This is a genomic window from Beutenbergia cavernae DSM 12333, from assembly GCF_000023105.1.
Lineage (GTDB): Bacteria > Actinomycetota > Actinomycetes > Actinomycetales > Beutenbergiaceae > Beutenbergia > Beutenbergia cavernae.
Genome location: NC_012669.1, coordinates 1,702,806 through 1,715,635 on the forward strand (window position 1 = coordinate 1,702,806; position 12,830 = coordinate 1,715,635).

The following is a 12,830-nucleotide window of genomic DNA, read 5'->3' on the forward strand; positions in this document are numbered from 1 at the left end:
CCGGAAAAACTAGGCTGTCGGGACGACTGTTGTCAAGGTAGGTTGGCCCCGCCCTCCGGGGCTCCGCGGATCACGACGAAGAGGAACTCCCGCATGACGTTGCGCAGCCAGCTCGCCCGGGCCTCGGCGCCGGAGGCCGACGCCCTCCGGCTGGGGATCGGTTGGCAGGAGGACGATCTCGCGAAGCCGTACGTGCTCGTGGAGTCGGTCGCGGGTGACTCCCATCCCGGTTCGCACCACCTGCGCGAGCTCAGCGAGGCGGTGCGGGACGGCGTCGTCCCCGGCGGCGCCGCCGCCCAGTACACGTGCACGGACATGTGCGACGGGATCGCCCAGGGGACCGACGGCATGGACTACTCGCTGCCGTCGCGCGACCTCATCGCCGCGGCCGTGGAGATGCACGCGGAGAGCGCGTACTACGACGCCGTCGCGCTGATCTCCGGATGCGACAAGGCTGTCCCGGCGCACCTGATGGCGGCGGCACGGCTCGATCTTCCCACCGTGCACGTGCCCGGCGGCGTCATGCTCCCCGGGCACGACGACGTCACGATCGACGGCATCGGTGAGCTCGCCGCTCGGTTGCGGCGTGGCGAGCTCGATCCGGCCGAGTACCGGACCTGGGTGCGCGACGCGGTGCCGTCGTGCGGGTCCTGCGCGTTCATGGGGACGGCGCTGACGTCCCAGGTGCTGAGCGAGGTGCTCGGCTTCGCGCTGCCGCACTCCGCCGTGATGCCCGCCGGCTCGGCGTTCTCGCTCGACGTCGCTGCGGCGTCGGGCCGGCAGCTGTTGGATCGACTGGCCGCCGGAAGAACTGCGCGCCGCTACCTGACGCCGTCGTCCATCCGTAACGCGATGGTGGTGCACGCCGCGATCGGCGGATCGACGAACTTCGTCATCCACCTCGCGGCGATCGTGGCCGAGGCGGGCGGGGCGCTCGATCTGGAAGAGCTGCAGCGCATCAACGACTCCACGCCGTACGTGGCGGACATCCGGCCGGCGGGGCGCTTCCCGGCGAACCTGTTCTGGCACGCCGGCGGGGTTCCCACGCTGATGCGGCTCCTGCGGGAGCACCTCGACCTCGACGCACCGTGCGGGTGGGACGTGCCGTGGGGCGACCTTCTCGAACGCGAGAGCGCGGAGCCGTTCACGGCCGGGGATGCGGAGCTGGCCCGGCGGGGTCTGACGCCGTCGGACATCCTGCGGCCCACGGCGAGCCCGTTGTCGGAGCGTGGCGCGCTGGCCGTGGTGCGGGGCAACCTGGCGCCGGAGGGCGCGGTCGTGAAGCGCACGGCGGTGCACCCGGACGCGCGGCGCGTCGTCGGGCCGGCGCGCGTGTTCGAGGATCAGGAGACCGCGCTGGAGGCGGTCTCGACGCGCAGCATCCGGCCGGGCGACGTGCTCGTGATCCGCGGCGAGGGCCCGCGTGGGAGCGGGATGCCGGAGCAGTACTACCTGACGTCGGCGATCGCGAGCGACCCCGAGCTCGTCACGTCGGTGGCGCTCATCACCGACGGACGCTTCTCGGGTGCGAGCCTCGGGCCGTGCATCGGGCACGTGTCCCCGGAGGCCGCGGCGGGCGGGCCGATCGGGCAGATCCGGGAGGGCGACGTCCTCGAGGTCGACATCGACGAGCGGCGGCTGAACCTGCTCGACCCGGACGCCGCGGGCGGGGCGTCGACGCTCGCGGAGCGTGCCGCCTCCCATCCGTACGCGGCGCCACCACCTGGGCGCGGCTATCTCGGGATCTTCCAGTCGCTCGCGGGCTCGGCGATGTCCGGCGCGCGCATGACGGCTGGCGGAAGATAGTGGCCATGGCGCAGCTGAAGCAGGGGACGACGGCGGCACGGGTTTTCGGGGAGATCTGGCACCACGGGCCGTTGTCGCGCAGCGAGCTGGTCGCGCTGACGGGGCTGACGAAGTCCACGGTGTTCCAGCTGACTGAGGATCTGCAGCGGGACGGGCTGGTCGTCGAGACCGGGCTGCGCACGAGCGGCTCGCAGGGTGGCAGGCGGGCGACGCTGCTGCAGGCGAACCCGGACGCGGTCCGGGTGGTCGGCGTGCACCTGGGCGGGACCCGGACGTCCGTGGCGATCACCGACACGTTCGGGCGGGTGCTGGACGCGCGGTCCCGGCCCACGGTGCGCCGCCGTCCGGACGAATCCGTCGCCCGCGTGGCGGAGATGATCGGGGAGCTGAGCGCCGAGCACGGGGCGCCCTCCGCCGTCGGCGTGGCTGTGCCGGGCCTGATCGACCGGGACACGGGGCTGTGCCTGGTGGCGCCGAACTTGGGCTGGCGCGACGTGCCGGTGGCCACGCTGATCGGGGAGGCCGTCCAGGCGCCGACGATCGCGCTGAACACCGTGCAGGCCATGGCGGTGGCGGAGATGGCGCAGCTGCGGCCCGACGAGCGGATGACGCTGGCGATGCTGTACGTCGGTACGGGGGTCGGCACAGCCCTCATCACCGACGGCAACCTGCTGCGCGGCGCGCGCGGACTCGCCGGCGAGCTCGGGCACCTGCAGGTACGGGATCCGGGCGACCCCGAGGCCGTGAAGTGCGCGTGCGGCCGGGTCGGGTGCCTGGAGTCGCTCGTGGGGGCGGACGCGATCGTGCGCCGCGCGACGCAACGGGGGATCGCTGCGGCCGGCCGCCGGCTCACGCCCGAGCTGGTGGGCGAGCTCGCGTCCGACGGCGATGCGGCGGCCCGGTCCCTGATCCAGGACATCGCCGTGGAGATGGGGGAGGCGGCGGCCGCGCTGGTGCAGCTGACGAACCCTGACACGGTGGTCGTGGCGGGTTCGGTCGCGTCGATGGGCGACATGCTGCTGGATCCGCTGCGCGAGACGGTGGTCCGTCGCACGCAGCCCGAGCTGCGGGAGAGTCTCGACGTGCGGCGCTCGCTGCTCGACAACCAGGGCAAGCTGCGGGGCGCCATCACGCTGGCGCTGCAGGCGCTGGGGGTGCCGGTGCGGGGGTTGTCAGGGTCGGCGTGGCGGAGCCAGGTGCTGCCCGTGGGGGAGGCGGCCGTCGCCGCGGGCGATTGATCTTGTCGCTTCTGAGGTTTCGCCGTCAGGTGGACGATTAAGACGGCGTCTGCTTGACGCCGTCGTCGGGCATCTGACAGATGGTGTGGCTCGAGCTGGCGCCGGCCACCTTCGCCGACGTCGTCTGGCTCCGCGGGGAGTCCCTCACCTCGGGCGAGGCGAGCGTCGCCGTCGTCGGCCCGTCGCGGGGCCGGTGCTGTGGTGGTGTTGAGTGCGGCGGGAGGAGGATCGAGACTCAGGCGGACGACGACGGCGCCGCCTCCCCGGTCATCCCGGTCGCCTCTCCAGGGCTATGGTCGCCCGACGACCCGCACCTATACGACGTCGTGGTCGAGCGAAGGTCGGCGGACGGCGTCGATCGGGTGACGTCGGCAGTCGGTCTGCGGCGGGTCGAGCACGGTGTTGACGGGCTTCGGCTGAACGGGGAGCGGATCTATGTGCGCGGCGTGCTGGACCAGGGCTACCGGCCGGGTTCGGGCATCACCGCGCCTTCCGACGAGGCGCTCCGGCGCGATATCGAGCTTGCATGACCGCTGACGCACTGGGTGCCGTAAGTTCCCGCCATGGAGACTCAGCGCCCGTCGTTCATCCAGTTCTCGCTGAACGGACACGACTACCAGCTGGCGAGTAGGGACTTGGAGAGTCGGCTGGTCGACGTCGCGCCTGAGGTGATCCGCAAGCACGCCGTGAAAGTGAACGATGTCTGGTTCCCCGTCGTCCAGGCGTTCCAGGTCGCCACTGGTATCCCGCGATCTGCCTTCAGGTCGAACACGGCTCGTCGGCACCTGGCCGCGCTAGGGTTCGAGATCGTTGGAAACGCAGAGCCTCGCAGCTCGCGGGACCTCGAGGCGCCGAGAGTGTCAGCATCTGAGGGGCACACCGAGGCGAACGTTCAGGCGTCTCTTGTAACGGCGCTCGCGGCGAAGCGGTGGCGGATCCTGTCGGTCGCCAACACCGCGACCAAGGAGCCTGGCATCGACGTGATCGCCTCCCGAGACGGTCAGACGGTCGGCGTCGAGGTGAAGGGTTTCCCGAGCCGCAACTACGCCGATCCGGCGCGCGCCGAGGAACGGAAGCGCACCAGCCCGAGTACCCAAGCCGGCCACTGGTACTCCCAGGCAGTGCTTGCAGCGATGCGGCGGCGCGGCAGGGAGCCGTCATGGCGCAGCGCAATCGCCCTACCCGACTTCCCGCGCTTTCGCGACCTGCACGGGGAGACGGCCGGATCCCTGGCTGCCGCGCAAATCGAGGTGTGGTGGGTCGATCAGGAGGGCGCGGTACGCGGTCCGTAGGCACGGCTGGCCGAGCTACCGCGCAGGCCTCGGCTTCCGCTTCGTACGCCCGGCCTCCAGACGAGCACGGAGGTCGGAAGCTCTACCTCAGAGACGGCTGGATGAGGATTCCCGGCGTAGTAGGTCCGGATCACTCAGCCGCGGCGTCGTCAAGGTCAAAATGGCGTGCAAGCCGCTCCAGCGTGAACTCTTGGCGCAGCTTGCACGCGCTGTTCTGATTGGCGAACATGCCCTTCTCCCAGTACGCCCCGCTACGGGGTGAGCTGCGCAGCCAGTGCACGGGAACCACGAACTCCGAGTTGTCGTCCGTGACCGGCGCGCCCTCGGCAGCGTGGCGGTAGGTGGCGTGGAGAGGTAGTGCAGCGAGCGGCTGCCACCCATCGTCAAGGCGGACCTGGGCCTCGTCGAAGCGCGTTGCGGTCGCCAGCGTCTCGCCGACGGCTACGTAGCCCGCCTTAGGAATGTGGACGAACACCCGCGCTCCCACGGGAAGCGAACGCAGTGTCCTCGAGTACCACGCGTCGCCGCCTGCCGAGACGAAGCCGTACCGTTCCCCGTCCTCCCATGACCGGCCGAGGCCGTCCCCGAACGATACGAACCAGTCGCGCCCGTTCCAGTCCGCGCGCTTGCCGGACCGTTTTCCCGCCGGGCGCGACGTCGGCTCGTCTCCCGCGACCAGCCAGCTGCGGGCGAGGTAGCGGCGCTCATCGTCCTCCAGGTAGGAGAAGAAGACGGCGTTGATCGGGACACCGAAGCCTCGGAGGTAGGTCACGATGCGCTCGGAGCTGGGATCGAGGTTCGTGGCGACGATCGTCAGTGTCAGCTCGGCGTTCAGTTCGTCAGGTGGAGAGCTGTCGAAGAGGCTGTCGAAGGCCGTCTCGAACGGCTCATCCAGGTGACGGTTGGCCAAGTCGATGACCTGGTCTCGATCGAGCCCAGCCACCCATGACGCGTAGTCGAGGATTTGGGCCACGACCTCTCGCGGCGTGCGATCGCGCTTGAGTTCGAGGACGTGGAGGTTGCCATCGCCGTCTATGGCCAGCAAGTCGATGTACTTGCCGTAGGCCGTCGGGACCTGCCGACCGATCACCAACAGCGGCTCGCCAAGCAGGGACGGGTCGGTCGCCAGGTAGGACTCCAACGTCTGTTCCGTCGGCAGCACACCGGCCGTGAGGCGACGCGGCCGTGCGCCATCGATCCGCCACAGACCCATCTCGACCGGCACGGACGCCATCCTCCCTGATGCGGTCGGATGTCGCAGCGGAGGCATCGCAGATCACCGCGGCGCCGGGGAGCGATAGGCCGTTGCGGGACGGCCTGGCGACCGGGCAAAGCGGCCCGCTCTGCCAGCGCAGCGGGGCTTTCGAGGATCCTGACGTGTAGGTCGGAGCCGCGGGGAGAGGGCACGCGGGTAGGGTCCGGGACAGGGATGATGCCTTGACGGGGCCGATGCTCTTCAAGGGCTAACGACGAGCACGAGCGTTGCCGCGCGGGCAAGGAGGCGTCTTGAGTCAGCTGAGCAGTTTCGTGTGGTCGATCGCGGACCTGCTGCGGGGGCCGTTCAAGCCGCACCAGTACGGCACCGTCGTGCTGCCGTTCACGATCCTGCGGCGGCTGGAGGGCGTGATGGCGCCGCACCGGGAGGCGATGGTGACGGCTGTCGCGAAGGCCGACGATGCGACCATGCGTCGTGCGCTGGTGCGCCGGGCGACGGGGCTGCCGTTCTACACGACGTCGTCGTACACGCTCGCCACCGCACTGGAGGATCCGGACAACCTGGCCGCGAACCTGGTCGACTACGTGAACGGGTTCTCGGCCGAGGTCGACGTGTTCAAGCACTTCGACTTCGAGGCTCGCATCCACCAGCTCGACGCGGCCGACCGGCTCATCCCCGTCACGCAGGGGTTCGCGCGGGTCGACCTGTCGACGGACCACGTGTCGAACGCCGGCATGGGCGACCTGTTCGAGCACCTGATCTTCAAGGACTTCGAGGCGTCGAACGCCGAGGCCGGCGACTTCTACACTCCGCGCGACGCGATCCGCCTGCTCGTGGACCTGGTCTTCGCCGAGGACACCTCCGCGCTCGCCGCGCCGGGCATCACGCGCTCCGTGTACGACCCGGCTGCAGGAACCGGCGGCATGCTCTCGGTGGCCGAGGAGCACCTGCACGAGCTGAACCCGAAGGCGAACCTGGCGTTGTTCGCCCAGGAGATCAACCCGGCGTCGTATGCCATCGCCAAGTCGGACATGTTGATCAAGGGTCAGAACATCGAGAACGTCCGTCTCGGCGACACCCTCGCCGAGGACCTGTTCGACGGCGAGACGTTCGACTTCGCTCTGTCGAACCCACCGTACGGGGTTGACTGGAAGGCCGCGGAGAAGGCGGTCCGTGCCGAGCACGTGCGCGGCACGGGCGGCCGCTTCGCCCCCGGACTGCCGTCCGTGGGTGACGGGTCGATGCTGTTCCTGCTGCACCTGGTCGCCAAGATGCGTCCCGTTGACGCCAGGGGAAACGGCGGCCGCGGCGGCATCGTGCTGAACGGGTCGCCGCTGTTCAACGGCGGCGCCGGGTCGGGCCCGTCCGAGATCCGTGGGCACCTGCTGGAGCACGACCTGGTCGACGCGATCGTCGCGCTGCCGAACGACATGTTCTACAACACCGGTATCGCGACGTACCTGTGGATCCTGGACAACAGCAAGCAGCCCGAACGCCGGCGCAAGGTGCAGCTGATCGACGCGACCAAGCTCGGCACGAAGATGCGCAAGTCCCTGGGCTCCAAGCGGGTGGAGATCTCGACGGCGGACCGCGGGCGGATCGTGCAGGCGTACGACCGGTTCGACGGCGTAGCGGCCGACGGCGACGCGTCGGGTCCGCGGTCGAAGGTGTTCGACACCCTCGACTTCGCGTACTGGTCCGTGACCGTCGAGCGGCCGCTGCGGTTGAACTTCCAGGTCACGCCGGAGCGGCTCGAGAACGTGATGGCGTCGAAGCCGCTCAGCAAGGTCGAGGGGTTGGTCGGGGTGCTGTCCGCATTCGGCGACGAGCTCTACCTCAACCGCGACGAGTTCATGGGGCGGCTCGGCACGCACCTCGGCGCCCACCGCGTCGGGCTGACGACGCCGCAGCGCAAGGCGCTGTGGCAGGCGCTCGGCGAGCGCGACGAGACCGCCGACACCTGCACCGACTCGAAGGGCCGCCCCGAACCCGACACCGGCCTGCGCGACACCGAGATCGTCCCCTTCGGCTGGAGCGACCACCCCAAGGCCGACGACGCCGAGAGAGACACCATCCAGGCGTACTTCGACGCCGAGGTCGCACCCCACGTCCCCGACGCCTGGATCGACTGGACCAAGACCCGCGTCGGGTACGAGATCCCGTTCACCCGGCACTTCTACGAGTACGTCCCGCCCAGGCCGCTCGCCGAGATCGACGCCGACCTCGAGGCGTCCGTCAGCCGGATCCTGGACCTCCTCCGCGAGGTCGAAGCATGACCAGGATGGCGACGATTGCCGCAACTGCGCCCCGTGGCGGCTTCCACGATGGCGACTGGGTCGAGAGCAAGGATCAGGACCCCGATGGTGACATTCGCCTGTTGCAACTCGCTGACGTCGGCGACGGCAAGTTTAAGGATAAATCGGATCGATGGATCAACGAGGAGACATTTCGGCGCTTGCGCTGCTCTTGGGTGCATCCTGGCGACATCCTGATCGCACGGATGCCAGACCCGCTGGGACGCGCGTGCGTAGTGCCAGAAGGTCTCGGCAAGACGATCACTGTCGTGGATGTGGCAGTGCTCCGACCCGATCCTGATCAGGCTGATGCCGGGTACTTGACGTACGCAATCAACAGCGCAAAGACACGTTCGGAGGTCGAGAGGCAGCAAGACGGGGCAACCCGTCAACGGATCCCGCGCAAGCGACTCGGACGGGTGTCGATCCCCCTGCCACCCCTGGAGGAGCAGCGGCGGATCGCGGACTTCCTGGACGCTGAGACCACTCAGATCGACGCGCTCATCGCCGAGCAGGAACGGTTGATCGGGCTCCTCAAGGAGCGTCGAGCGTCCGGGATCCTGCAGGCGGTCACTCGTGGTCTACGCGACGTGGACCTGAAGCCGAGCACGCTGACCTGGGTGGATGCGGTTCCGCTGCACTGGACGGTCGCCAACATTCGTCGATTCGCGGCGATGAAGACCGGTCACACACCCTCTCGGAGCAACCCCGAGTACTGGGTCGATACGCACATCCCCTGGTTCACGCTCGCGGACGTGTGGCAGGTCCGCGATGGTCGGCGAACCCATCTCGGAGAGACCGAAAACACGATCAGCGACCTAGGGCTTGCCAACTCTGCCGCCGAACTACTTCCCGCGGGCACGGTCGTGCTGTCGCGGACAGCGTCTGTGGGCTTCTCTGGTGTGATGCCGCGACCGATGGCGACGAGTCAGGACTTCTGGAACTGGGTATGCGGCCCCGAGCTCGTGCCCGAGTACCTGATGTACCTGTTCCGAGCGATGCGTGGCGAGTTCAACGCCCTCATGATCGGGTCGACGCACAAGACCATCTACCAGCCTGTTGCCGCGGCGATCCGCGTACCCGTGCCGCCGCTGGAAGAGCAGCATGAAATCGTCGCCCGCATCGACGAGCGAACCCGCAAGACCGACGCTCTCATCAATGAGGCGGAGCACAACATCGCGCTGTCGAAGGAGCGCCGGGCGGCCCTGATCACGGCCGCGGTCACCGGCCAGATCGACGTCACGACAGGTGGGTCCGCATGAGGCCAGGCACCCTGCGCGCCGGGATCGGCGCGGGCGCGGGTCATGCACTGCGAATCTGCGAGCAGGGTGCTGCGACTCGGCGAGACGCGTGGTGCGAATCCGCGAGTTGCTGCACCGGCACCACCCCGGACGGGAGGCACGATGTCTGACTCATCTGCCGAGCTGGCGCTCGAGGTCGAGATCGCGGAGTACCTGGCCGCGCACGGCTGGTTGTACTCGCCGAGCGGGCAGGGGTACGACGCGGGTCTCGCGCTGTTCCCGGACGACGTCTTCGCGTGGTTGGAGGCGACGCAGCCGGCGGAGCTTGCGAAGGTCGTGACCGCCGGGTCGGCGTCGGAGGCGAAGCAGCGCCAGCAGCTCGTGGCGGCGCTGTCCAAGCGGTTGGACGCCCCGATGTCGCACGGCGGTGGGACGCTCAACGTGCTGCGGCGTCCGTTCGCGCACGTGAACGCGCACCTGAACATGTGTCAGTTCCGGCCGGCGACGACGTTGAACCCGAAGACCACCGCGGACTATGCGGCGGTGCGGCTGCGGGTGGTGCGGCAGGTGTACTTCTCGCCGGTCAAGGGCGACAACCGCGCGATCGACCTGGTGTTCTTCGTCAACGGCATCCCGGTCGCGACGGCGGAGCTGAAGACGTTCTTCAAGCAGCACGTCACGTCCGCGATCGACCAGTACAAGCACGACCGGAACCCGGCCGGTCAGCCGCTGCTGGGCCATGGGAACCGGGCGCTGGTGCACTTCGCCGTCGACGACGACGAGGTCTGGATGACCACCAGGCTCGCCGGCCCTAGGACGTACTTCCTGCCGTTCAACCGAGGCACTCTCGACGGCGGCGCCGGCAACCCTCCCAACCCGGCCGGTCCGGCGTCGTCGTACCTGTGGGAGCGGGTCCTGCAACGGGACGCCTGGTTGAACATCCTGGGTGTGCTGATGTTCGTGCGCCACGAGGAACACGTCGACCCGATCAGCGGGAAGAAGTCGAGGTCTTCGACGATCCTGTTCCCGCGGTTCCACCAGTGGGAGGTCGTCACCCGGCTCGTGGACGCCGCCCGCACCGAAGGGCCTGGCGGACGCTACCTCGTGCAGCACTCGGCCGGGTCGGGCAAGACCAACTCGATCGCGTGGACGGCGCACCGCCTGGCCCGGCTGCACAACGATGCGAACGAGAAGGTCTTCGACACCGTGCTGGTCATCACCGACCGCACAGTCCTCGACAACCAGCTGCAGGCCGCCGTCCGGCAGATCGACGACCGCAAGGACCTGGTCGTTACGATCGACGACACCGAGGTTCGCCGCGCAGGGGGATCGAAGTCCAAGGCCCTGGCTCAGGCGCTCACGGACAAGCGACTGATCGTCGTGGTGACGATCCAGACGTTCCCGTTCGTGATGGAGCAGCTGGCCGAGAACGCGGCTCTGCGTGAGAACCGGTTCGCGATCATCGTCGACGAGGCGCACACCTCCCAGACTGGGGCTACCGCCTCCGAGGTTCGCAAAGTCCTGTCCGCCGGCGGCGTCGAGGTGCCCGAGGGGGAGGAGATCGACGCGGAGGATCTGCTCAACTCCGCCGTCGAGCAACAGATCGCGGACGCGGTGACGCAGCGAGCCACGCCGTCGAACCTGTCGTACCTCGCGTTCACCGCGACCCCGAAGGCCAAGACGCTCGAGCTGTTCGGCCGGCCCGACCCGGACGACCCGGACGGGCTCCCGCGGGCGTTCCACCTGTACTCGATGAGGCAGGCGATCGAGGAGGGGTTCATCCTCGACGTTCTGCGGGGGTACCAGACCTACTCGACGGCCTACGAGATCGAACGCACCGCCGTCGAGCACGGCGTGGACGCCTCGGCCGGGTTCACCGACGGCGACGGGGACCTGGTCGACGAGAAGGCCGCGTCCCGGGCGATCATGGAGTACGTCCGGCTGCACCCGTCGAACATCGGGCAGAAGGTGCGGATCGTCGTCGAGCACTTCCGGGCCAACGTGGCCTACCTGCTCGACGGGCACGCCAAGGCGATGGTCGTGACGTCCTCGCGCAAGGCCGCGGTGCGGTACAAGCTGGAGATTGACGCTTACCTGCGCACCCAGGGGTACGCGGACATGCAGGCGCTGGTCGCGTTCTCCGGGTCCCTCGACGACGAGGAGTACCTGATCGAGAACGCCAGCGAAGCGACGATGAACCCCGGTCTGGCGTCCCTGGACTTGGCCGAAGAGTTCAAGGCTCCGCGGTACCGGGTGATGATCGTGGCGGACAAGTTCCAGACCGGGTTCGACCAGCCGCTGTTGTGCGCGATGTACGTCGACAAGCGGCTCGACGGCATCGCCGCCGTGCAGACCCTGTCCCGGCTGAACCGCACCTACCGGGCGCCGTCAGGCGAGGTGAAGGCGACGACCTTCGTCCTGGACTTCGTCAACGACCCGCTGGAGGTGCAGGCGTCGTTCGAGCCGTACTTCACCGAGGCGCGGATCGAGACCAGGACGGACCCGAACCTCGTTCACGAGGTTGCCGCAAAGCTCGCCGAGGCGGACATCTACACCGCCGACGACGTCGAGACGTTTACACACGCGTGGTTCACCCGGGCCGGACATGGCGCGTTGTCCGCGGCGATCAAGGGGCCCAAGGACACCTTCGCCACGCTGTACGCCTCGGCCAAGACCCGGCAGGACACCGCCGAGCTCGAGCGCCTGGAGCTGTTCCGCAAGGACGCCGGGACGTTCGTGCGGCTCTACGACTTCATGTCGCAGGTCATCGACTATGGGAGCACGGAGCTGGAGAAGCTGTCGGTGTTCTTGCGCCATCTCGTGCGCGTCATCGCCGTCGACCGGCTCAGCAGCGACGTAGACCTGTCTGACGTCGTGCTCAAGCGCGTGAAGCAGATCGACCGTGGACGCCTGGATCTCGGTCTCACCGGCGACGCCGTCCTTTCTCCCGCAACGGGCGCGGGCTCCGGGGCGGCATCGCGCGACCCGAAGCTCATCGCACTGAACGAGATCATCCAGCGCATCAACACCCTGTTCGCCGGAGAGTTCGAGCCCGGGACGGTCGAGGGGTTCGTGCGCTCCGCGGCCACCGAGGTGTCCAAGGACCCGCAGGTCGTCGCGGAGATCGAGGCCAACGAGATCGACCAGTTCCGCAAGTCGCCCACCGTGCCGCACAAGGTCATCGACGCCGTCCTCGACGTCCCCGGCCTGATGGAGAAGATGACCGGCGAGGCCATCGGCAACCCCGCCATCATCGCGGCCATCGCCGAAGCGGCGTACCTGCTGCACCAGATCCAGCGCGCCAGAGTCCTGGAGTAGCCCTTCTGCCCGGCACACGCCGAGGCGCGGACCCAACCGTTCGCCGTGCGAGGCGAGGGGCCTGGCGCGCCCGGCCCTCGAGCGATCTCACCGAGCCCGGACCCGGATAGTCGTGGCTCGGTCACGTACTGCGCGGCCATCATGCGGGTGCTGCCCAACGGCTGACGGCCCCCGAGTCGACGTCCCCGGACGGTCTCGAGTCCGCGCAAGGTGGCCCCTCTCCGGTACTCAGTCAGGAGCGGCCGGACGTGACTCTGCCTTGCGCCGTGCGGGGCGAGCGTACGAGGCGGAACCTCGGCGTCGACTTCGTAGGCGCTGGTCCCCGCCAAGTCGGCGTGACCCTCGCTCACCCCCGACACGTCGTTGGCGTTCGGACGGAGCATGGCCGCTGGATGTCGGTGGACGGCTCTACGCTCAGGCGTGGG

8 protein-coding genes are annotated in these 12,830 nt (G+C 68.8%); 7 read left to right on the forward strand and 1 reads right to left on the reverse strand.

The annotated features are described in order from the left end of the window. The first annotated feature begins 93 nt into the window (after positions 1-93). From ilvD to BCAV_RS07515, 4 genes are all read left to right on the forward strand, one after another. Positions 94-1,806 (forward strand): dihydroxy-acid dehydratase, encoded by a 1,713-nt coding sequence (gene ilvD / locus BCAV_RS22090; protein ID WP_015881986.1) that lies wholly within the window; start codon positions 94-96, stop codon positions 1,804-1,806. A gap of 5 nt (positions 1,807-1,811) precedes the next feature. After that, a complete protein-coding gene (locus BCAV_RS07505; protein ID WP_015881987.1) occupies positions 1,812-3,044 on the forward strand; it encodes an ROK family transcriptional regulator in 1,233 nt (410 codons plus the stop codon). An 80-nt stretch (positions 3,045-3,124) separates the two neighbouring features. Further along, entirely contained in the window at positions 3,125-3,574 is a 450-nt protein-coding gene (locus BCAV_RS07510) for a glycoside hydrolase family 2 protein (protein WP_015881988.1), read from the forward strand. A gap of 33 nt (positions 3,575-3,607) precedes the next feature. Continuing rightward, positions 3,608-4,336 carry a hypothetical protein gene (locus BCAV_RS07515; RefSeq protein WP_015881989.1) on the forward strand — a complete coding sequence of 243 codons (729 nt, stop codon included), beginning with the start codon at positions 3,608-3,610 and terminating at the stop codon, positions 4,334-4,336. 130 nt (positions 4,337-4,466) lie between these two features. Here BCAV_RS07515 and BCAV_RS07520 read toward each other — a convergent pair whose 3' ends face one another. Then, the gene (locus tag BCAV_RS07520) at positions 4,467-5,561 is read right to left on the reverse strand and encodes an endonuclease NucS (protein ID WP_015881990.1); all 1,095 of its coding nucleotides are present in this window, start codon (positions 5,559-5,561) and stop codon (positions 4,467-4,469) included. A 281-nt stretch (positions 5,562-5,842) separates the two neighbouring features. Between BCAV_RS07520 and BCAV_RS07525 the strand changes: the two genes are divergently transcribed. The 3 genes from BCAV_RS07525 to BCAV_RS07535 all read left to right on the forward strand — a co-directional run bounded on the left by BCAV_RS07525 (position 5,843) and on the right by BCAV_RS07535 (position 12,405). Then, on the forward strand, positions 5,843-7,828 hold the full coding sequence (locus BCAV_RS07525; RefSeq protein WP_015881991.1) for a type I restriction-modification system subunit M: 1,986 nt from the start codon (positions 5,843-5,845) through the stop codon (positions 7,826-7,828). Next, positions 7,825-9,108, forward strand: a complete 1,284-nt coding sequence (locus BCAV_RS07530; protein WP_015881992.1) for a restriction endonuclease subunit S — start codon at positions 7,825-7,827, stop codon at positions 9,106-9,108. Before BCAV_RS07525 ends, BCAV_RS07530 begins: the two co-directional genes overlap by 4 nt. A 141-nt stretch (positions 9,109-9,249) precedes the next feature. Beyond that, positions 9,250-12,405, forward strand: a complete 3,156-nt coding sequence (locus BCAV_RS07535; RefSeq protein ID WP_015881993.1) for a type I restriction endonuclease subunit R — start codon at positions 9,250-9,252, stop codon at positions 12,403-12,405. Positions 12,406-12,830: the final 425 nt, after the last annotated feature.